Source organism: Amycolatopsis sp. VS8301801F10 (genome assembly GCF_046195355.1).
GTDB lineage: Bacteria > Actinomycetota > Actinomycetes > Mycobacteriales > Pseudonocardiaceae > Amycolatopsis.
Map to the genome: position 1 here is coordinate 6,360,898 of NZ_CP176065.1, position 20,356 is coordinate 6,381,253.

Annotated in this window: 18 protein-coding genes; 11 read left to right on the forward strand and 7 right to left on the reverse strand. The window is 67.5% G+C overall.

The window, feature by feature from the left end:
* Window positions 1-6 precede the first annotated feature (6 nt).
* The 3 genes from F9C11_RS29910 to F9C11_RS29920 are packed head-to-tail and all read left to right on the forward strand — an operon-like array spanning window position 7 to window position 3,789.
* On the forward strand, window positions 7-1,869 hold the full coding sequence (locus tag F9C11_RS29910; RefSeq protein ID WP_409180687.1) for a non-ribosomal peptide synthetase: 1,863 nt from the start codon (window positions 7-9) through the stop codon (window positions 1,867-1,869).
* Window positions 1,862-3,010, forward strand: coding sequence for an acyl-CoA dehydrogenase family protein (locus F9C11_RS29915; RefSeq protein ID WP_409180688.1), 1,149 nt, complete (start codon window positions 1,862-1,864; stop codon window positions 3,008-3,010). Before F9C11_RS29910 ends, F9C11_RS29915 begins: the two co-directional genes overlap by 8 nt.
* Window positions 3,011-3,045: 35 nt before the next feature.
* Window positions 3,046-3,789: a thioesterase II family protein gene (locus tag F9C11_RS29920; RefSeq protein WP_409180689.1), complete on the forward strand. Its 744-nt coding sequence runs from the start codon at window positions 3,046-3,048 to the stop codon at window positions 3,787-3,789.
* A 155-nt stretch (window positions 3,790-3,944) separates the two neighbouring features.
* On the opposite strand, the gene F9C11_RS29925 is transcribed toward F9C11_RS29920, so the two are convergent.
* Both F9C11_RS29925 and F9C11_RS29930 read right to left on the reverse strand, forming a co-directional pair.
* A complete protein-coding gene (locus tag F9C11_RS29925) occupies window positions 3,945-4,724 on the reverse strand; it encodes an SDR family oxidoreductase (RefSeq protein WP_409180690.1) in 780 nt (259 codons plus the stop codon).
* A gap of 203 nt (window positions 4,725-4,927) precedes the next feature.
* Entirely contained in the window at window positions 4,928-5,572 is a 645-nt protein-coding gene (locus F9C11_RS29930; protein WP_409180691.1) for an FMN-binding negative transcriptional regulator, read from the reverse strand.
* Window positions 5,573-5,763: 191 nt separating this feature from the next.
* Between F9C11_RS29930 and F9C11_RS29935 the strand changes: the two genes are divergently transcribed.
* Genes F9C11_RS29935 through F9C11_RS29960 form a run of 6 tightly spaced genes read left to right on the forward strand, consistent with a single transcriptional unit; the run spans window position 5,764 to window position 9,977 of the window.
* Window positions 5,764-6,096, forward strand: a complete 333-nt coding sequence (locus F9C11_RS29935; protein ID WP_409180692.1) for a cupin domain-containing protein — start codon at window positions 5,764-5,766, stop codon at window positions 6,094-6,096.
* 36 nt (window positions 6,097-6,132) lie between these two features.
* Window positions 6,133-6,663 (forward strand): hypothetical protein, encoded by a 531-nt coding sequence (locus F9C11_RS29940; protein ID WP_409180693.1) that lies wholly within the window; start codon window positions 6,133-6,135, stop codon window positions 6,661-6,663.
* Window positions 6,660-7,409: an RraA family protein gene (locus F9C11_RS29945; RefSeq protein ID WP_409180694.1), complete on the forward strand. Its 750-nt coding sequence runs from the start codon at window positions 6,660-6,662 to the stop codon at window positions 7,407-7,409. The genes F9C11_RS29940 and F9C11_RS29945 overlap by 4 nt, the downstream gene beginning before the upstream one ends.
* A gap of 26 nt (window positions 7,410-7,435) precedes the next feature.
* A complete protein-coding gene (locus F9C11_RS29950; RefSeq protein ID WP_409187004.1) occupies window positions 7,436-8,407 on the forward strand; it encodes a quinone oxidoreductase family protein in 972 nt (323 codons plus the stop codon).
* Window positions 8,408-8,461: 54 nt separating this feature from the next.
* Window positions 8,462-8,719, forward strand: coding sequence for a chorismate mutase (locus tag F9C11_RS29955; protein ID WP_409180695.1), 258 nt, complete (start codon window positions 8,462-8,464; stop codon window positions 8,717-8,719).
* Between the two features lie 19 nt (window positions 8,720-8,738).
* Window positions 8,739-9,977, forward strand: a complete 1,239-nt coding sequence (locus tag F9C11_RS29960) for a 3-deoxy-7-phosphoheptulonate synthase (RefSeq protein WP_409180696.1) — start codon at window positions 8,739-8,741, stop codon at window positions 9,975-9,977.
* Between the two features lie 472 nt (window positions 9,978-10,449).
* On the opposite strand, the gene F9C11_RS29965 is transcribed toward F9C11_RS29960, so the two are convergent.
* The 3 genes from F9C11_RS29965 to F9C11_RS29975 are packed head-to-tail and all read right to left on the reverse strand — an operon-like array spanning window position 10,450 to window position 12,716.
* Complete coding sequence (locus F9C11_RS29965; protein ID WP_409180697.1) at window positions 10,450-11,103, reverse strand: LmbU family transcriptional regulator; 654 nt, start codon at window positions 11,101-11,103, stop codon at window positions 10,450-10,452.
* Window positions 11,104-11,140: 37 nt separating this feature from the next.
* On the reverse strand, window positions 11,141-11,383 hold the full coding sequence (locus F9C11_RS29970) for an MbtH family protein (RefSeq protein WP_409180698.1): 243 nt from the start codon (window positions 11,381-11,383) through the stop codon (window positions 11,141-11,143).
* Window positions 11,355-12,716, reverse strand: a complete 1,362-nt coding sequence (locus tag F9C11_RS29975; protein WP_409180699.1) for a lysine N(6)-hydroxylase/L-ornithine N(5)-oxygenase family protein — start codon at window positions 12,714-12,716, stop codon at window positions 11,355-11,357. Before F9C11_RS29975 ends, F9C11_RS29970 begins: the two co-directional genes overlap by 29 nt.
* A gap of 743 nt (window positions 12,717-13,459) precedes the next feature.
* Here F9C11_RS29975 and F9C11_RS29980 point away from each other — a divergent pair.
* Both F9C11_RS29980 and F9C11_RS29985 read left to right on the forward strand, forming a co-directional pair.
* Entirely contained in the window at window positions 13,460-16,618 is a 3,159-nt protein-coding gene (locus F9C11_RS29980) for a non-ribosomal peptide synthetase (RefSeq protein WP_409180700.1), read from the forward strand.
* A 13-nt stretch (window positions 16,619-16,631) separates the two neighbouring features.
* Window positions 16,632-17,420, forward strand: coding sequence for a thioesterase II family protein (locus F9C11_RS29985; RefSeq protein ID WP_409180701.1), 789 nt, complete (start codon window positions 16,632-16,634; stop codon window positions 17,418-17,420).
* 814 nt (window positions 17,421-18,234) lie between these two features.
* On the opposite strand, the gene F9C11_RS29990 is transcribed toward F9C11_RS29985, so the two are convergent.
* On the reverse strand, window positions 18,235-19,104 hold the full coding sequence (locus F9C11_RS29990; protein ID WP_409180702.1) for a helix-turn-helix domain-containing protein: 870 nt from the start codon (window positions 19,102-19,104) through the stop codon (window positions 18,235-18,237).
* Between the two features lie 54 nt (window positions 19,105-19,158).
* Window positions 19,159-20,103, reverse strand: coding sequence for an alpha/beta hydrolase (locus F9C11_RS29995; RefSeq protein ID WP_409180703.1), 945 nt, complete (start codon window positions 20,101-20,103; stop codon window positions 19,159-19,161).
* Window positions 20,104-20,356 lie beyond the last annotated feature (253 nt).

Genomic DNA, 20,356 nt, shown 5'->3' on the forward strand with positions numbered 1-20,356 from the left:
ATCGGAATGGAGCAACCAGATAAAATCGCCGGGGCGGCGTGGAACATATTTGGCGCCCGGCTTTCGGCGCCGCCATCGGAATCCGATCCAGCTGCCCTGCGAATCGCCCGGCACGCGCACGCCGAACCCGGCCGGTGCGCAGTGGTGCACGGAGAGCGGAAAATGAGCTACGGAGAGCTCTTCGCGCGTGCGGGAGCACTGGCCGCTGTTCTGCGCGACAGCTCCGTCGGACGCGATGTCCTGGTGCCGCTGTGGCTCGACCGTGCGCCGGAAACCGTCGTCTCTGCGCTGGCGACATGGCTGGCTGGCGGCGCGTACGTCGGCATGGACGTCGACGAGCCGCCTGTCCGAGCTGAAAAAATCTTCGCCGAATGCGCCGGACCAGTGGTGCTCACGACCCGGCCGCTGGCGGACAGCCTTCCGCCCGGTGCTCCGCCAGCGATCCTGGTCGACGAGCTGGAGCCCGCGGAAACCGGCGACGCGTTCCCCCGATTCGCCGCGGATGGCGGCGACTTGGCCTATGTCACCTTCACCTCCGGTTCGACCGGAAGGCCGAAGGGTGTCCTGGTCGAGCACAACGGGGTAGCCGAACTCGTCTCCTGGTACGTCGACGCTTTCGGGATCAGGCATGGGGACCAGATGCCACAGATCGCCCGCCCCTCGTTCGACGGATGGGCCCTGGAGGCCTGGCCGTGCCTCGCCGGCGGCGCGACCTTGCACATCCACGAGCGCCGGCTTCCCGGCCCCTCCCAGGACTTCGTCGACTGGTTGTGCCGGAAGCGAGTGTCCGTCGGCTTTTTCACCACCGCACTGGCCGTGCAACTGCTGCGGGCACGCTGGCCGGCGGTCGGAGCCATGCGGGCGATGCTGCTCGGCGGGGAGAAACTGCACGCACCGCCGGTCCCTCGACCCTCGTTCCGGATCTGTCACGTGTACGGACCCACGGAAACCACCATGCTTGCGACCTGGGGAGACATCCCGGCCGACGCCGACCCGGCGATGCCTCCGCCGATCGGCCGGCCGCTACCCGGCCTCACCGCCCGGGTGCTGGACGACCGGCTGCAGCCGGTCCCGGACGGCACGGTCGGGGAACTCCACCTCAGCGGAGCGGCAGTAGCACGCGGCTACCTGAACCGGGCTGAGGAGACCGCGCAGCGCTTCCGCGACGATCCGGGCGCCGCGCGGCCCGGCGTCCGGATGTACGCCACCGGCGACCTCGTGAAGCGGCTGCCAGACGGCCAACTCGCCTTTATCGGCCGCACCGACGAGCAGGTGAAGCTGCGCGGCTTCCGGATCGAGCCGGGCGAGATCGAGCAGTCCCTGCTTCAGGTTCCAGGGACAGCAGCGGCCGCTGTCGTGGTACACGAACCCGGCGGCGATACCACTGGACGTCTCGTCGGCTATTGGTGCGCCGCAGGCGAAACTCGTGCGCCGGAAGCCCACGAGCTGAGAGAGCACCTCTCCCGGGTCCTGCCGCACTACCTCGTCCCACACGCCCTGATCCACCTCGACTCGCTGCCGTTGAATGCGCACGGAAAAGTCGACCGGAAGCTGCTCGCCGCACGCCCGCTCCCGGCAGATTCCGACCCGTCGGCGAGGGAAACCCTTTGCGCTGGTCCGACCGAACATCTGCTCGCGCAACTGTGGGGCCGCGCCCTCGACCGGGCGCCGGCCAGCCGGCACGACAACTTCTTCGATCTCGGCGGCGATTCCCTGGCTGCCATGCGTCTCGCGGGCGACGCGAAACGACACGGCCTTCGCCTCGACGCGGAAGACCTGTTCGAAACCGAGGTGCTCTCTGAACTCGCCGATCTGCTGGACCGGCGGGCGGCTGCCGCTCGTGTCCCCGCGGGGGGCCGCGGTGCGTGAGGAAATCATGGAAGCCGAGCACCACGACTTCCGGGAGCTCGCCCGGTCCTTCGTCGTCAAAGAGATCAGCCCACGCCATCCGGAATGGGAGGCCGCCGGACGGGTCGACCGATCAGTCTGGCACGCGGCCGGCGGAGCCGGGCTGCTCGGCACGGACATGCCCGCGGAGTACGGCGGCGGGGACGCCCTGGACTACCGATTCAACGCGATACTCGCCGAAGAGCTGGCGGCCGCCGGAGCACACGCTCCTTGCCTTCCGCTGCACAACGACATCGTGGGCCCTTACCTCCGGACCCTCTCGACGGACGAGCAGAAAGAACGGTGGCTTCCCGGTTTCTGCGACGGATCGCTCGTCACGGCGATCGCGATCACCGAACCGGAGGCAGGCAGCGACATCCAGGCGATGCGAACTTCCGCGTCACGTGAAGGCGACTGCTGGATCCTCAACGGCAGCAAGACATTCATCTCGCACGGGCACATAGCCGATCTGTACCTTGTCGTCGCGCGCACCCCGGGAGTCCTGGTTCACGGGACCGCGGTGTCCGCGAGCATCTTCGTCGTGGAATCGCACCGCGCCGGGTTCACCCGGGGCCGGGCGCTCGACAAGATCGGCATGAGCGCACTGGACACCTCCGAGCTGTTCTTCGAGGACGTCGCGGTGCCCGCGGAGAATCTCCTCGGCAGGCCGGGCCGGGCCTATGCCCATCTCATGCGCAACCTTCCGCAGGAGCGGCTCTGGATCGCGGTGAGCACACTCGCGGCCGCCGAGAAGGTTTTCCAGGACACACTGGGGTACTGCCGGGAGCGCATCGTCTTCGGGCAGGCGATCGGACGGCATCAGCACAACCGCTTCGTCCTCGCCGATCTCGCCACTTCGCTCGAGGTTGCCCGCAGTCACACCGACCGAGTGCTGATGATCCACAACGACGGGCGGCTCAGCGCCGAAGAGGCCGCGATGGTCAAGTTGTGGAACACCGAACTCTGTCAGAACGTCGTCAACCGCTGCCTTCAGCTGCACGGAGGATACGGCATCCTCCGCGAGAACCCGATCGCCCGGGCCTTCGTCGATACCCGGGTGCACACCATTTACGGCGGCACGACCGAAATCATGAAAGAGATCATCGGCCAATCACTGATCTGACCTTTTCCGCCCGGCAGTCCGGCGAAGGAGCTTCCATGGGGGGACCGCATCCCTGGTACTTGGTTTTTGGAGAAACCGCCGCCCCCGCGGGGACGCTCTACTGCCTCTCCTGCGCGGGAGGGAGCCCGTCGATGTTCCGGGCGTGGACCGAGCATCTCCCACCCGGCGTCGAGTTGCGCGCTGTGCGGTTGCCCGGCCGACCGGGCCGACACCGGGAAGAGCCGCTGACCGACCTGCGCAGCGCGGTCAACGCACTACTCGACGGCCTGCTCCCGGGACTGTCCGGCCCCTACGGTTTCGTCGGCCACAGCATGGGCGCGCTGCTCGCTTACGCCATGACGCGGGAACTCCGGCGGCGAGGCGCGCCCTTGCCCCGCCTGTTGGCGCTGGCTTCCTGCCCGCCGCAGGGCGCATCGCCTCGGGTGATGCCCAACCCGGACGACGACGAGAACAGGTTCGTCACTGCGCTCCGCAGAATCGGCGGGATCCCGCCCGAACTGGCCGCCGATCCTCCAATGCTGCGGCGCGCGCTGCCTTCGCTGCGGGCCGACTTCCGGGTCTGCCGCAGCTACCGGTACCAGCCCGCATCCGCATTGCCAGTGCCGATAATCGCGTTCGGCGGTGACGCCGACACCGTGACGCCAGCCGAAACACTGGAGGCGTGGCAGAACGAAACGACCGATTTCCGCGGCCTGCACCTGTTCCCTGGCGACCATTTCTTCCTTTTCGACCACGTCCCGGCACTGGCCAAGCTAGTCGCCGATGCGGCCGGATTCTGAGCCGGCGGCACCAGGATCTGCCGTGCTGGCGCGGACATTCGTCAACCCGGCCGTGCGTGATCACGCATCGACGGGCTCGCTTCGCAGCAGCGCATCACCGGTCAGGAACTGCTTCCCGGACCCGTGCGGCAGCTTTGCCCGGGTGGCGTGGCACCTCACTCGGTCAAGGCGGTGCGGGACCGCTGGGCAGTGCCGCCGAAGCGGCGGACAAGGCGCAGTGGCAGCACCCGCATCCCGAATCCGAACAGCCACCACGGCGGCCAAGCGGGCACGCACGCCCGCGCCGGCTCGCGCTCGATCGCCTTCGCGAGCGCGCGGCTGCCGCGCTCGAAGCCGGTCACCAGAAAACCCTGCGCGGTCTGGGTTTCCGATCGGATGTAGCCGGGAAGCAAGGTGGTGACCTCGATCGGCGTGTCCATCACGTCGGCGCGTATTCCCTCGCCGAGGGCCAGCACCGCGGCTTTGCTCGCGGCGTAGACAGTCAGGTTCCGGGGGAAAGCGCGCAATCCGGCCGCCGAGGAGACCAAGACCAGATGCCCGGTCCCGGTGGCGCGGAAAATCTCCAGCGCTGCTTCGCATTGCGCTAGCGCGCCGACGAAGTTGGTGTCCGCGGTGCGCCGGTTCACGTCGAACTCGCCGGTGCCGACCGGGCGGCCCGCACTGCGGCCGGCGTTGACCACGATGCGGTCCAGCCCGCCGGGTTCCGAGGCGAACTCCCCGAAAACCTTGAACACCGCGTCGTGGTCGGTGACGTCGAGAGCCCGCACCGAAACCGAGATTTCCGGGTACGCCGAAAGCAGTTCCTCGCGGAGCTCCTCCAGGAGGTTCATCCGTCTCGCGCAGAGCGCGAGATTTCGCCCACGACGCGCAAATTCCCACGCCATTCCCCGGCCCAGTCCCGCGCTCGCACCAGTGATCAGAATTCGGCAGCGCATCAGCGCACCCCGATTCGCCGAGTCGCGCACCGGCCCGCTCGACCTCCGGACCCACGCTCGTCGCACTGCAGCCCAATGCTTTCCCGCCTCCGGAGGGCGAGCGATCGCTCGCCGTCGATCGTCTCAGGCATCGCCATTTCACCGACAGCCTTTCCTTCCGTCCGTGTTCGCCCGGCAGAATCGCGATCTGCGCGCGTTCCTGGCTATGGCAGCCGCTTCATCAGTTCGGCGACCGCCCGGCAGCCGCCGTTGAGATGCGCCGAAAAATGCTCGCGCACCGCTCTGCGCGCTTCGGGTGGCTGCTCCTGGCTGAGCTTGAACATGCCCTCCGCACGCGAAATCCTGAACTGGAACGCGCCGACCCCCGGGAGCAGTTCTTCGAAGTACCGGATCGAGCCGGAAGAGTCCCAGCCGGAGCCGAAGCGCTCCTCGAAGAGCCTGGCGGTCGACCGGACAACGTTCATCGATTCTTCGGGGGATTCGATCCGGCGGAGCGTCCCATGGACGTGCACCGCGGTGTAATCCCAGGTCGGAGCCGCCGGATCCCGCGCGTACACGGCGGGCGACACGTAGCCGTCCGGGCCGGTGAAGACCAGCATCGACCGCGTGCCTCCGGCCAGCGCCCGCCAGTGCGGATTCGCCCGGTTCAGATGCCCGAGCAAGAGGCCGCCGGCCAGCTCGGCGGATTCCGCGGCGGACGGAATTTCTCCCGGGACCACCGGAAGGTGAGTGACGCACGGCTCCTCCGCGATTCCGCCGCTCGTAACCAGCACAGCGAAAGGATTCCGCACAATAAGCTCGGCCATCCAGCCTTCCGACGGAGGAAGATACTGTTCCGGGACGTACATCGCCTTCTCCTCCGGTCCAGCCGGCCCACAGCAGGCCTGTCGCGACAGTAACAGAACGAACTGCGGGCGGGCCAAGCAAAGAGATCACATTCCTGTCCTGCCGACAGGACAGGAGAAAAACGAGCACGGAAGGGTCTTCGCTGCCGTCCGGGGATACACTCGGAAGCAAATTCAGGCGAAGGAGGCAATGGATGTCGAGCGCGACGCATCACCCCGCCGACCGCCAAGAGATCACCGATCTCTTCCCGAACGCGCGATTGCAGTTCGTTCACGGCGACACGATGACGTTTGCCGCCTGGGAGTTCGGCGAGGGCGCGAAAGTGCCGTCGCACCGGCACCCGCACGAGCAGATCACCCACTGCGTCGAGGGCGTTCTCGAACTGACCGTCGCGGGAAAGCACATTGTGCTCCGGCCAGGCGACACGGTGGTCATTCCGGGCGACGTGGAACACGATGCGTTTTCCCCGGACGGCGCGAAGGGCGTCGACGCGTTTCAACCGGTGCGCGAAGACTACCGCTTTTGATCGGAGGGCAGCACCATGGGCGAAGGCTCTCGGCCATTGCGCATTCACACCCTGGGACCGGCCGGCACGAACTGTGAAGCCGCTGCCCGGCACTATCTCGAGAAAAACGGCTATCGGGACGGCAGCGTCGTGCTCTACGACACGCTCGAAGACGCGGTCGAACACGTGCTCGACGAACCCGCGGACAGCGCTCTTCTCGGCTGCATCGTCTATCCGCGGCTGCACGAAATCGTGTTCGACCATCTTGACTCCCTGGCGCTGCGGGAATGCTTCACCATGCCTACGCACCGAATGGTGTTGGCCAAGCCCGCTGGCAGCCCGGAAATCGGCCCTCGGTCGACCGTCCTGTGCCATCCGGCCCCGGTCCAACTGCTCGACGGCCGGGGTCTCGACGTCCGGCTGGCGACCAGCAACGCGGCCGCCGCGCGCCAGTGCGCGGCCGGGGAAGCGGACGCGTGCATCACGACGATCGTCGCCGCCGGGGCGGCCGGACTCGACATCGTCGAAGACTTCGGTCCGGTGCCGATGGGTTTCAGCATCCACGTTCCGACCAAGGCCACGCCATGACTGTCGGCCTCCCAGAGCGGGAAGCCGACGGTGGCCAAGCACCTCTCGCCGGACGGTTCGAGGCGGTGCGGACCATGGTGCACGAGCACGGGATCTCGACATGCGCGATCTCGGACGCACTGGACGGGCTGAGCGTGCCCAACGCTGTGCTGAACCCGGCGCTGCACCGCATCGCCGGATCCGGCTCCGCTTTCTTCGGGGCTGCCGTACCGGTCAGCTGGGTGCCGCAGCGCAAACGTGCTCAGATCGCCGATCCGCTGCCCAGTACCTGGTCGGCTGTCCGCGATTTCCTCCTGCCGGAGATCGGCGACGGCGCGGGGCAGGTCTATGTCGCGGGTTCCGGGCCGCTCGTCCGGGACGCCGCGCTTGCCGGCGGATTGTCGTCGACGTATCTGATCGAGCAGCTGGGTTTCGAGGGCATGGTGCTCGGCGGTGCCGTACGCGACTGCGAGCTCCTCCGACAGCGCCGCTTGCCGGTCGTAGCCAGCAACGTAGTTCCGACCGACACCCAAGGCGCCTTCCGGGTGGCCGAGGTCGGCACTGTGTGTGTCATCGACAACGTCACGGTCCGGGCAGGCGATTGGGTCTTCTCCGACGGGAATGGCACCGTCGTGATCCCGGCGCCGCTGCTCGACCGCACCTTGTCGGCCGCGGTCGCCATCGAACACGCCGAAAGGGAAGCGCTGCGGCGAATCCGGTCCGGCGAGCCGCTCCCCCAGATCATTGACGAAATGGGACAGATCTAGGTCCCGGACGCGTGAAGCAGGTGCGTATGCTCGCGGTCGCGGTATACCGGCACGGCGGGCCCGAGGCGTTGACGCCGACTGAATGGGACGCGCCGGAGCCCGGGCCCGGCGAGGTACAGGTCGATGTGTCGGCCATCGGCGTGAACTATCATGAAACGTACGAGCTAAGCGGCCTGTACCCCCGTCAGGTGCCGTACGTCCCCGGCCGGGAGTTCGCTGGAACGGTCACCGCGCTGGGCGAGGGGGTCAACGAGTTCGCGGCCGGCGACATCGTGGCCTCCGTGGACGTGCCCGATCCCGGCGCGTACGCCGAACGAGTCGTTCTCCCCGCGCACCGCGCGATCAAAGTGCCGCAGGGAATTTCGGCCCACCAAGCCTGTGCGGCGTTGCTGCAGGGGATGACGGTGCACATGCTGACGCGCGACAGCCATCCGGTGCGATCCGGCGAGACCGCAGTGGTGCACGCCGCGGCAGGAGGGGTCGGTCTGCTCCTCACCCAGGTGCTCGACCGGCTCGGGGTCCGGGTCATCGGCACCGTTTCGTCCCGGGAAAAGGAAAGCGCGGCCCGCGCCGCCGGCGCCCGCGATGTCATCCGCTACACCGACGCCGACTTCGTGTCCGAGGTCCAGCGGCTGACGGGGAATGCCGGCGCCGACGTCGTCTACGACGCGGTCGGCGACACGACGTTCGACGGAAGCCTCGCCTGCCTGCGCAGGCAAGGAAAACTCGTGCTTTACGGCCAGTCCAGCGGCAAGGTCCCCCCGGTCGACGTGTCTACCGGCCCGCTGCGCTCGAAGATGCTGACCCGGCCCTACTTGCCGGATTTCATCGCGACCCGGGACGAGCTCCTCGAACGGGCCGATGCGGTGTTCGGCTGGATGAGGGACGGACGACTCAAGATCCGCGTCGACCAGACCTACCCGCTCGAGAAGGCCGCCGACGCGCATCGGGACCTCCAGGACCGGCGCACCATCGGCAAACTGCTGATCACTCCCTAGGAACGGAGGTCGTCAGGCATGTGCGATCCAGACGGTGCAGGACACGCCGCCGCGATGACGCGCGACGGTCGGCTGATCCGGTTGTCGATCGCGGCAGCGCGGCAGGAGATCGACAACATCGACACCGGGATCCTCGCCTTGTTGCGCGTCCGATTCAACGTCTCGCAACAGGTGCAGAAGACGCGGATCGGCTCAGGCGGCGCACGAGTCGATCTCGACCGCGAGGCGGATATCCGGCAGAAGTACCGGTCCTTCTTCGGACAGTCTGGAGACGAGGTCGCGAATGCGGTCCTGCGACTGTGCCGATCCTGACCCCACGACGCAGGACTCCGTGCACGAAGACGCCTCGCGGAGCTGGCCGCCGGAAGCGCAGCAGCCGCACTGGCCCGATGCCAGTGCGTTGTCCGAAGCTGCTCGGATCCTGAAATCCCTTCCGCCGCTGGTGTCCCTCAGCGACTGCGACGCGCTGCGCGGCCGCCTCGCCGCGGTGTCGCGGGGCGAGGCGTTCTTGTTCCAAGCCGGCGATTGCGCAGAACTCTTCGCCGGACCGCGCGCCGAACCCGTCGAAGAAAAGATCCGCTTCCTGGCTGATCTGGCCGCTGTCCTGAAGGCCGTCTCGGGGCTGCCGATCGTCACAGTTGGGCGCATCGCCGGGCAGTACGCGAAACCGCGGTCCTCGCCGACGGAAACAAGAGATGGCCAGACGCTGCCGGCTTACCGGGGAGACGCGGTGAACTCCGACCGGTTCGATGCCGCGGCCCGGGCGCCCGACCCGCGGCGTCTGCTCCGCGCATACCTCGCTTCGGCACGCACGCTCCGGGAGATCCGGGATCTGCAGGCCCGTGAACCCGCCGTGCGCCGCAGGCTCGGCGGTGCCTGTTTCGCCAGTCACGAGGCACTCCTGCTGCCGTACGAGCACGCGCTCGTGCGCATCGACCGGGCAAGCGGGCGGCAGTACGGCGCATCCGGTCACCTCTTGTGGATCGGCGAGCGGACGCGGCAGGTCCCCGGACCGCACGTCTCGTTCGCGGCACGGGTAGGCAATCCGGTCGCGGTCAAGCTGGGCCCGGCCACGGCTTCCGGCACGATCGCGCGACTGGTGGATCGGCTCGACCCGCGGCGGGAACCCGGCCGGTTGACATTCATCGCCCGGTTCGGCGCCGCGAGGGTACGGGACGCGCTCCCGCCGCTGATCGAGGAAGCGCTCGCGGCGGGCTCTCCCGCCACGTGGGTGTGCGACCCGATGCACGGGAACACGTTCGTCACTCCGGAGGGACGCAAGACCCGGCAGCTCGAGACGATCTGCGAGGAGGTACGAGGGTTCTTCGAGGTCCATGCCAGGCTGGGCACCGTACCCGGCGGCCTCCATCTGGAGGTGAGCAGCCGGAACGTTACTGAATGCGTCGACGCCGCCTTGCCGGTTCGGCCGGCCGACCTCGCGCGGCGCTACGAGACCGCCTGCGATCCACGATTGAACCATGACCAGGTGCTGCGACTGGTGTACGCCACCGCACCGCTGATCGACGCGCCTGGCTGGAGCACGCCGCGCACGTGGCCGCTGGCCGTATAACTGCTGGACCGCGCCTGGTCGTTTCGGCCTTCGCGCGCAATGCAGCTCGGCAGGCAAGTTCCGGCCGGGCGACGTCAGGTAAGTGCGGAAACGGCACGCAGCCAAGTGCTCCGGCGATAGCTGTGCGGCCAGGCACGCTCCAGCGCGCACTCCTCTTTGATGTCTTTAACGCCCAGCACCGTACTGCACGGCATCGTCCGAGCGCTGATGGGGCACGGCCCACCGCTGGGCAGGCCTCGTCGTACCGGGTGCCGACACTCGATGCTGACGCTGCGGCCGCTCGGGTGTCGACGAAAACCTGCGGTTTGACAACCCCATAGGCTCCCAGGCCGACACCCCAGAAGGTCCGCGGTCGCCAGTGCAGCGGCCCGGGTGGACCGTCGGGTGGCCGGGTTCGGCGAGACCTTGGCCTCAGTCCTGCCAAACCCGGCCGGAGGTTGTCCAGTGCCCCGCGCACCCGGGATCCATACCGTCAAGCTCGGAGCCGAGCGTCCATGTTGAGCGCCTCCTCCGCGGCCTGGTCCAGCGTCTCCCGCACCCAGTGGTCGAAATTCGCCCCGGCGGCGTTCGCCGCTTTGCGCCAGACGTCGACGTGATCGTCGGGCACTGCGATGTGCGACTGCCGCCGGGCCGGGGCGCGCACCCTGGCCGGCGTGCGCTCCTCCCGGATCGCGGTGCGCAGCTGCTTGGTGGTCCAGGCGTCCCGCTCCGCGCAGTCGAGCAGTCGCTCCTGGGTTTCGAAAGGGAGCGAAGCCACCTCCGCGTGATGCTGGAAGGTCAGCGCCGAACGACGCCTGTCGATCTCGAACCGGCGCGCCACCCACGCGTAATTGCGCAATGTCTGGTAGCGCAGACCTGCGGTGCGGATGACCCGCTGATACCGATCGGCGTAGCACCTTTTGCCGAACACAAGCCAGTCGCCGAGCCACCACGCCGACGCGTCGATCAGCCCGGAGAGCCGCTTCCCCGCCAGCGTCCATTCCTCGAAGCTCAAATCCGCGGGAATACGCAGTCCCACCCCCGTGGCGAGCACCTTTTCGCCGGCTGCGAGGTCCGGGTGAGGAAAGATTCTCTCCTGATCACGGTCCGTGTGCCCAACACCGGCCACCATGCGTATCGAGCCCATCGCGCGTTCCCCCTTTCCGTGCCCTGTGCCCGGATGGTCACCGGGACACGCCGTCGCTCGCGGCGTCCGCGGCCATCGCCTCTCTCAGGCTCTTAGGCCGCATATCCGTCCAGTTCTCCTCGACATACTCCAGGCACCGCTGCCGGGTATCCTCGCCGAACACGGTCCGCCAGCCTGCGGGGACCATCGAGAACGCGGGCCACAGCGAATGTTGGTCCTCGTCGTTGACCACCACGTAGAATCGGCCGTCCTCATCGTCGAAGGGATTCGTGCTGCTCACTGTTCTCCTTTCCCGGGAATGAGTCAGCTCGCCGGAAGTGCCCGGCGGCCGCTGAGCCGCCCGTCTCGCGCCGGGAGCGGCGGCTCAGGACTGACTCGACAATCTCGCCGCTGCGCACCGCGATGTTCGACAGCAGCGACGATGCCAGTCCGTGGGTGTGCTCGGTCCCGCCCAGCAGGTAGATGCCGCCGGGCAAGTCCGGATCGGTGATCAGCCGGTAGTCGCGCTCGACGCGGTACCGGCCCGTGCCGTCGCGCAGGACGCTGGAGTCCATGCTGCTCAGCAGCGACGAGGGCTGCATGGGTCGATAGCCAGTGGCGCACACCAGCAGGTCGACGTCGAGCTCCCGGGGCGTGTCCGGCAAGAGCGACTCGACGCGCAGGCGCATCTGCCCGGCTCCGCGGCGAACACCTGTCACACGGGAAAGGCGCAAGAAGTTCAGCCGGTCGGCCTTGCTCAGCCGATCCTCGTACCGCCGCTGGTAGAGATCGTCGATCACCGCCGCGTCGACCACCGAGTAGTTCGTGTTGCTGTGATACCGCCAGAACGCCTCGCGCGATTCGTCCGACCCACGGTAGTGGTCCTCGACCGCGCCGGGGTCGAAGACCTCGTTGGCGAACGGGGTGTTGTCGGCGATTGAGTAGCCGTAGGACGGGAGGATCGCGAAAATGCTGGCGTCCGGCAAGGCATCGCAGAAGAACCTCGTGATCTCTGCGGCACTCTGCCCCGCACCGGCGACCGCGACACGAGCGAGCCGGTCCCGGTCGACGCCAGCGAAGCGGCCGAGGAGCTCCGAGCTGTGCCAGACCCGGTCGTCGCGGTCGATTTCTGGCGGCATCTTCGGCACCAGGCCGGTGGAAATCGCTACATTGTGCGCGAGCACTGTTTGCACCGGCTTGTTCGCGCTCTCGACCGCGACCTCCAGCAGGCCGCCAGCACCGAGCTCTATGCCGGTCACCACAGCTCCATAGGTCACCCAGTCGGCGACCTTGGCAGCACTCCACTCCAGGTATTCGTGGAACTCGCGCCGGGTCGGAAAGAAGTCCTGGTTGTTCACGAACTCGGCGAGCCGGCCCATCGCATGGAGATAGGACACGAAGCTGAACGACGAGGCCGGGTTGCGGAAGGTGGCAAGGTCCTTGAGGAACGACACCTGCATCTTCGCCGACGGCAGCAGCATGTCCCGATGCCAGCCGAAGGTGCTCTTTCGTTCGAAGAAGGCGGCGGTCAGCCGTCTCTCCGGGGAATCGCCTCGGGATTCCGCTACAGCGGCAGCCAGCGACAGGCTCGACGGTCCGAACCCGACGCCGACCACGTCATAGATATCCGACATCGGACTTTCCATGTACCGCATCTCCCCATCTGCCGCCGCGCCCCCCGAACCTGAGCCTCAGACTCCCGCTCTTGGCTCCGAAGCCGCCTCCGTCCGGGCACCGCGATTCCTTGCCGAAGCATCCGCGCAGCATTTTCGCCGCTAACGATAATCAGGGAAACCGGCCGGCAAACCGTCCGAGAGGACTTGTCAGGATTACCGATTTCGTGAAACCGTCCCGTCAATCGGGCTGAATTCGAAACACAACCACCTTGCGACTTCGAACACACGGCGCGCCATCACAACTGTCCTTGCCCCCTTTTTTTCAGAAGCACCCGCGCCGGACCGGAAACGGCCCGCACCCGCCAGTCGCCGCGTAGCCCCGAGATGTCCTGCCGACCGGACACCAACGCGCCGCAGGATCGGACGGTACCACCACATCGACCGGCCTACTACCACCGTCTGTGACAGCACCCACGGATTGGGTAATGGTCGATCTGACTGCCGAGCAATTTGCAGCACCGTAAGTGATCACGATGCTCGCTCGGCATTGTCGCGGCGGCGCGCCCGCACCAGCGAAGTGCCTATAGCACGGACCCTCGGCCTCCTGGGCACCCGTCGCGATGTTGTTCGCATCATCGAGTCCGGGAACGGCTCTCCGGCCGCGGCGAACCAGCGGGCGGCCGCCGCGGTCGGGCAGCATTGCCGGCATGACACGAACGGAAGGAGATGACAGGGTGTCTCATGGAGCGCCCGGAGCAGCCATGCCGTTCCCGCTTTCGTTCGAGCAGGAGGAAATCTGGTTGCGCTGCCGACGCAATCCGGACCAGGCCGGACACGTCTCAGCGTTCGCGTTCCACTGGAACGGCGACCTCGAACCGGCGACGTTCAGGGAAGTGTCCCGTCGCCTGACTGCCCGGCACGAACTCCTGCGCACGACGTTCTCCGAGACAGGCGGACAACCGCGCCAAACTGTCCGTCCGATCGGCCCGGTCCGCGCCGGTTTCACCGATCTGCGTTCGCTGACCAGGTCCGAGCGCGAACCGGAGCTAGACGCGCGCCTCCTCGCCTGGGTCCGGGAACCTTTTGACCTGGGCTCCGGCCCGCTGCTGCGCGTGGCTGCATTCCGGCTCGGCGCTTCCGAATACCTGGTGGTGCTGTGCGCGCACGCCCTTGCGGTCGACGACGCCTCCCTGGAATTCCTCGCTACCGAACTGGCCGCCGGGTACGCGGCGGCTTCGTCCGTCGAGCCGGACCGGGCGGCCGCGCCAGCGCTGCGCTATGCCGATTATGTGAGAGGGCAGCGCGACCGGCTTGCCCGCGAGGATTTAGCCAGCCAACTCGATTACTGGCGCGCCCGGCTCGCCGGCCTCCCGATCCTGCACCTCCCGGCCGACTGCGCGCGCCCCGACGCGTCTGGCATCACCAGCGTGCCCTGCGAGATCCGGATACCGGCGCAAATCGCCCGCAGGATCACCGAAACAGCCGCAGTCAACGGGGGAACCTTGTTCGAAGGCCTGCTCGCGGTATGCCAAACGATTCTCTCGCGCTACTGCCGGGAAGAGGACATCGCGGTGGCTACGGCAGTGCCCAACCGCACCATGACGGATGCAGCGGAAATGGTCGGCCCCTTGACCAATCTCGTCGTCCTCCGTTCCGAGGTCCGGCCCGGCACGTCATTCGCGCAGCTAGTCGCCGAGAACACCATCACCGTGCGCGAAGCGTTGGCGCACCGGGACGTTCCTTACCTCCGCGTGGTGGACGCGGTTGCCGCTGACCGGGACGATGACGCTCCGCCCACGCCGGTTCTGATGACTTTCCGGAACAGGCCCGGCCTTGACGTCCCACAGCAGGCGACAATGTCCGGCGTCCGGGTACCGGACACAGGCCAGCCATTCGACATCGCCCTCGATTTCCGCCGGACTGAGACCGGGGATTTGACGGGATCTGTGCGCTGCGCACCAGAGCTCTTCGAGCCTGCAGCGGTGCGGCGGCTGGCCCGGCACCTGTCGGTAACGCTCTGCTCCGCCGCGCGGCATCCTTCGACGCCGGTGGGCGATCTCCCTTTGCTCGACGAGGACGAGCGCCACGTTGTGCTGACCGGCTGGGCGGTCAACCACGCTTGTCCGCCGTCGTGGCGGAGCGTGCCCGAACTGGTCGGCGAGCAGGCCCGCCAGCGACCCTCTGCGATCGCCGTTTCAGCAGGCAACGAAACTCTGTCCTACGCGCAACTGGACGGCCAGGCGAACCGGCTGGCCAACTTGCTTGTCTCGTCCGGCATACAGCCGGGATCCGTGGTCGCGGTGTGCCTGCCGCGCGGGGCCGAGCTGATCGTCGCGTTTCTTGCGATTCTTCGCGCTGGCTGTGCCTATCTGCCGCTGGATCACGAGTACCCCGCCGAACGGCTGGCCTTTATGCTCGCCGACGCTGACGCCGCGTTGTGCCTGACCACAACACTTCTGGACAAGCCCTTGAGAGGAGCCTCGGTTCGGCTGCTCCTGCTGGACGCCCACCAGCAGATCCTGTCCGCGCAGTCAACCGAACCGCCCGCGGTGCCGATCGGGCCGCGCAGCGCCGCATATGTCATCTACACCTCCGGATCAACCGGTGCGCCCAAAGGCGTCCTCGTCGAGCATCAGTCGATCGTCCGGCTGGTCCTCGACACGGACTTCCTTCCGCTCCATGCGGACGACGTCGTCGGGCAGGCAGCGGCGGCGACCTTCGACGCGGCGACGTTCGAAATCTGGGGACCGCTCGTCGCCGGTGCCCGGATCGAGGTGCTCGACAAGGACACGATCCTTGACCCTGCGACTCTAGCCGGGACGTTGGCTCTGCAGCGAGTCACCACGTTGATCCTCACCACCGCAGTATTCAACCAGGTGGTCGCCGCCGACCCCGCTGTCTTCCGCAGCCTGCGCCAACTGCTGTTCGGCGGAGAGGCCGTCAACCCCCACAGGGTGGCGCAGCTGCTGTCGGGGCAGCCGCCGCAACGGCTGGTGCACGGCTACGGGCCCACCGAGACGACGACGCTCGCCACCTGGCACCTGATCAGCGACGCGGCCACCACGGTGCCCATCGGCCGCCCGATCGCGAACACAACGGCTTACGTCCTCGACCAGAGGCTCAACCCTGTCCCGATCGGCGTCGTCGGCGAACTGTTCGTCGGCGGCCCCGGCGTTGCCCGCGGGTACCTCCGCCGGCCAGGCCTCACTTCCACCCGGTTTCTTCCGGACCCGTTCGGTGAGCCGCCGGGCAGCCGGATGTACCGGACCGGGGACCTTGTGCGCTGGACGCCCGCAGGCGCACTGGAGTTCGCCGGGCGCGCTGATCGTCAGGTGAAGATTCGCGGATACCGGATCGAGCCGGGCGAGGTCGAACTGGTGCTGCACGAACACGAGGACGTCGCTGACGTGGCTGTTGTCTGCGACGGCGACGATGAACGGAAACGCTTGGTCGCTTACGTCAGTGCGGCTCCAGCGCATGAAATCGAACCGGCCCGGGTGCGCGAGTTCGCTGCCAGCAGGCTACCTGAATTCATGGTGCCGTCAGTCGTCGTACCGATCGGAGCCTTCCCGCTCACCCCGAGCGGCAAGATCGACCGGGCCGCACTGCCGCCCCCAGTAGATCCGGCCGGCGCGCGCCCCGGCCATGTGCCGCCGAGGACGGACCATGAACGCACTCTCTCGAAGATCTGGTCCGAAGTGCTCAGGGTCGAGAACGTCGGCGTGTCGGACAACTTCTACGAACTGGGCGGGGATTCCGTCCTCGGCATCAAGATAGTCGCCAAGGCGAAGCAAGCCGGGATAGCGATCTCTGCGGGGAACCTGTTCCGGCAGCAGACGATCGCGAAGCTGGCCGGCACAGCGAGAGCGAACGAACAGGCAATCGCGGACGTAGCGGCCGCCGAGCCGGACCGGACCTGAATTGCGAGGGATCGTGCACACACGGAAGCAACAGGCCCGCGAACGGCTAGTCGTCGAAAATCTATATCTTTGGCGAGCCCGGCGACGCGGCTTCCGACACCGGCTCGTCTGTTTCCCGCACGCGGGCGGCGGCGCGAATGCTTACGCGAGCTGGGTGGGGAAGCTTCCGCCCGAGATCGAACTGGCGGCTGTCCAGCTTCCCGGCCGGCAAAACCGAATCGACGAGGCCCCTGCCGACGCGGTGGACCCGCTGGTGCATGCGATAGTCGAATCCCTGCGACCGGTGACCGACGCGCCGTTCTCCTTCTTCGGCCATTCGAGCGGCTCCTTGCTCGCCTTCGAGGTAGCCCGCGAACTGCAGGCACGCGGGGGACCGTCACCCCGTCGCCTGTTCCTGTCGGCCCAGTCTTCTCCCGATGTGGTCCGGGAGGGACCCAAGCTGCACAGCCTCCCGGAGTCAGAGTTCCGCGCCGCGATATTGAGTCTTGGCGGCTTCGACGCCGAACTGGCTGAGGACGCAGATGCGGTCGCTGAATTGCTGCCCCCGGTCCTCGCAGATTTCCGGCTCTGGGAGAACCACCGCGTTGCCCGCGTACCCCTGCTGCAGATGCCCATCCTCGCGCTGACCGGGCAATCCGATTGGCGGGCCCCGCTAAGCACCGTCGAGGGCTGGCGGGCCTACACTACCGCGTCGTTCTCGTCCCAGATGTACCCCGGAGGGCATTTTTATCTCATAGATGACAGCAACGACGTTCCCGGGTTCGTCGGAAGGACGCTGCTGGAGCCCGAGGCACGGACCTGACCGGGACGGTTCGCCGCCGCGCTCGAGTTCCTTCCGCTCCCCGGCAACTGCGGTCTTCTTGACAGTCCTCCGAACGGCACGATAGCGCTCAGTGACGTCGACTCGTACTCAGGCCACTCAGGAAGAGCATGCTGGGGAAGTCTCGGGCGTACGCGTGGGTCTCCTCAAAAACAAGTCTCGACACCATGCCTCGAAGTCCTGACAGCTGAATCGTCTCATTCGGAACGTGGTGCCGACGCCCATCAAGGCAACTGCAGGCGTGTGGTTAGTGTGCAACTCCCCCCTCGAACACCAAACTGGTGAGATTTCCCCAAGTCTCGCAGCAGCCGATCACCCAGCACAAGGGTGGTCGGCTTTCCTCATTGACCAGCCTTGTCACGATCTCCGGACGGTGCTCCACATGACTGCCGTCGTGCCACCGCTCATCCTCGGAGTCGGATCCGCCAGACTCTCGTGTCGTTGGCTCCGGACGCCGAACGTCTCCCCCTTGCCTGCTCCACCGCCCCGGCCCGGCAGACGGAGTTGGTCTACGCGCTGTCCCGTCTCGACGCTGCTGTCGGCGACCACGGTTTGGCGCGGCTGCGGTGGCGGGCCTCGGTCCGGCTCGCTGCCGCCGTCATCGCGACCTGCCGCGTTCAGTGCCTCGTAGTCATGCCGGGAACGTACTGCGCAAGGTTGCCGGACGACCTTGTCGGGAATTACACGAGGAATCGCCGGCGTGCCGAGAAGCACGTCGGTCGCCTGAGCGACGAGAACGGCCGGCCGTGCCGCTTCACAGCTGGAGCTCTCGTCCGCCATCCGGCGCTGAGCGAGGTCAACTCGTGCGTTGCCCGGACTTCCAGGCAACCGACTCTCGAAGCCGGGCCAGCCGTTCCGCCGATTCCGACTCCGGCTCCGCCGACCAGATCACCAGCTGCTGGTCGACGTTGCCTGCCTGCTGGAAGCTGTCCCAGTCCAGCGACATCTCCCCTACCTCGGGATGCGCGACCGTCTTCGTGCCGAAGTTCTGGTGTGCCACCCGGCGTTCCGCCCACCAGCGGCCGAAGTCCGGGCTGGTCAGGGAGAGATCCCCGACCAGGCGCGACAGGGCCGGGTCGGTCGGGTTGCCCGCGGCGTTCATGCGCAGCACCGCGACGCACGTGCGCGCGACCTGTTCCCACTCCGGGTACCGCGCCCGCATCTCCGGATTCGTGAAGACCAGCCGGACGTAGTTGCGGTCCCGCTCGGGAATCTCGCTGAAATCGAGCAGCAGCGCGGCCGCGAGATCGTTCCACGCCAGGATGTCCAGGTACCGGCCGAACACCAGCGCGGGCACGCGGTCCAGCTGGCCCAGCAGCCGCTCCAGCTGGGGGCGGACCGCGCGCTTGCGCCGAGCCGGTGCGGGCGGGGTGCTCGTGCGGGCCAGCAGGGTGCGCACGTAATCGCGCTGTTCGTCGTCCAGCCGCAGGTTCCGCTCCAGCGCGTCCAGCACCGGTTCGGACGGAGCGAGGCGGCCCTGTTCGATCCGCGTGTAGTAGTCCGTGCTGATCGAGACCAGCTGCGCCACCTCGTCGCGGCGCAGCCCAGGAACGCGCCTGCGCTGCGCCGCCGGGACGTCGAGGCCGACCTCGTGCGGCTGCAGCTCAGCGCGGCGATGCTGGAAGAACTGTCCCAGCTCGCGCAGTTCCGCCGTCGCGTCGGCCATGTCTGCCATCCTAGGGCCCTCGGCTATCCGGGGAAGGAGCTTTCCCGGGTTGGCTCAGAGCTTGTCGCCGAAGAAGGGGACGATCGTCTTCAACGCCTCGCCCGCTCCGTTCGGGCGGTCGTACAGGTCGTAGTGCGAAGCGCCGTCCACCTCGAGGAGAGTCTTGTCGGCGGACGCGGCCCGTTCGTAGATCTCGTGGCCGTCGCGGTAGGCGCCGAACGCGCCCTGCTTGCCCTTGTCCCCGATCACGATCAGCAGCGGCTGGTCGAGCAGCTCCTCGGCCAGGTGGAACGCGTCCCAGCCCAGCGCCGCCGTGCCGTGCGCGACCTCGAACAGGACGCAGCCGTGCTCCGCCTGGCCGCGGTCGGTGCGGTAGTACTCGAAGGCCTCGATGATGTCGATGTCTCCGGTCTGCCGCGCCACCTCGGCCGTGTCCGGCAAGAACGCGTTGACCGCGCTCTGCTCCCCGCGCGCCTCTGCGGTGCGCTGCTGTCCGACCGCGCCGAGTGCCTGGAGCACGCCGCCGTTCTGGCCTGCCATCTCCCGCTGAAGCCGCCCGAAGTTGGCGCCGGTGACGGACACCACGGCCTTGAAGCGCTTCTCGGTCTTCGCCGCCGCGAGGGTGTACCCGCCGCCTCCGCAGACCCCGAGCACGCCGATCCGGTCGGCGTCGACGTACGGCAGGGTCACCAGGTAGTCGACGACGCGGCTGAAGTCCTGGACGCGCTGGGCGGGGTCTTCCAGGAACCGCGGTTCGCCGCCGCTGGCGCCCTGGAAGCTGGCGTCGAACGCGATGACCACGTATCCGGCCTCGGCCAGCGCCGGGGCGTACACGTTGCCGGAGGTCTGCTCCTTGCAGCTGCCGATCGGGTGGGCCGCGACGATCGCGGGATAGGTCTTGGTCTCGTCGAAGCCCGGCGGGAAGTGCAGATCCGCCGCGATGTCCCAGTACATGTCGCGGTTGCGGAACTTCACGTGTTCGACGGTGCCGGTGGCCATGCTGCCTCCTCGTTCGTGCTCGGGGCGTTTCCCCGGCCTGTCTTCCACACTCGTCCTCCGCGCGGGGCCGTACCAGATCGGGTTTTTTCCTAGGAAGGATTCATCCCTGGATACCGGGCGAGCCCGGCGAGGCGCAGCCGTCCTCCTGGCCTCGCCTCCACGCCCGGTCACGCTTCTCCATCCTCGTGCGCAAATCGCGAAAAACTCTCAGAGATAACGCTTCCTGCCCGATCCTCGCGAGGCGGCGCCTGCC

Bases quoted from the DNA above. Each gene is read 5' to 3' on its own strand.
- F9C11_RS29910 (WP_409180687.1), top strand. From the start codon at position 7: ATGGAGCAACCAGATAAAATCGCCGGGGCGGCGTGGAACATATTTGGC.
- F9C11_RS29920 (WP_409180689.1), top strand. From the start codon at position 3,046: ATGGGGGGACCGCATCCCTGGTACTTGGTTTTTGGAGAAACCGCCGCC.
- F9C11_RS29925 (WP_409180690.1), bottom strand. From the start codon at position 4,724: ATGCGCTGCCGAATTCTGATCACTGGTGCGAGCGCGGGACTGGGCCGG.
- F9C11_RS29930 (WP_409180691.1), bottom strand. From the start codon at position 5,572: ATGTACGTCCCGGAACAGTATCTTCCTCCGTCGGAAGGCTGGATGGCC.
- F9C11_RS29935 (WP_409180692.1), top strand. From the start codon at position 5,764: ATGTCGAGCGCGACGCATCACCCCGCCGACCGCCAAGAGATCACCGAT.
- F9C11_RS29945 (WP_409180694.1), top strand. From the start codon at position 6,660: ATGACTGTCGGCCTCCCAGAGCGGGAAGCCGACGGTGGCCAAGCACCT.
- F9C11_RS29950 (WP_409187004.1), top strand. From the start codon at position 7,436: ATGCTCGCGGTCGCGGTATACCGGCACGGCGGGCCCGAGGCGTTGACG.
- F9C11_RS29955 (WP_409180695.1), top strand. From the start codon at position 8,462: ATGACGCGCGACGGTCGGCTGATCCGGTTGTCGATCGCGGCAGCGCGG.
- F9C11_RS29965 (WP_409180697.1), bottom strand. From the start codon at position 11,103: ATGGGCTCGATACGCATGGTGGCCGGTGTTGGGCACACGGACCGTGAT.
- F9C11_RS29975 (WP_409180699.1), bottom strand. From the start codon at position 12,716: ATGTCGGATATCTATGACGTGGTCGGCGTCGGGTTCGGACCGTCGAGC.
- F9C11_RS29980 (WP_409180700.1), top strand. From the start codon at position 13,460: ATGCCGTTCCCGCTTTCGTTCGAGCAGGAGGAAATCTGGTTGCGCTGC.
- F9C11_RS29990 (WP_409180702.1), bottom strand. From the start codon at position 19,104: ATGGCCGACGCGACGGCGGAACTGCGCGAGCTGGGACAGTTCTTCCAG.
- F9C11_RS29995 (WP_409180703.1), bottom strand. From the start codon at position 20,103: ATGGCCACCGGCACCGTCGAACACGTGAAGTTCCGCAACCGCGACATG.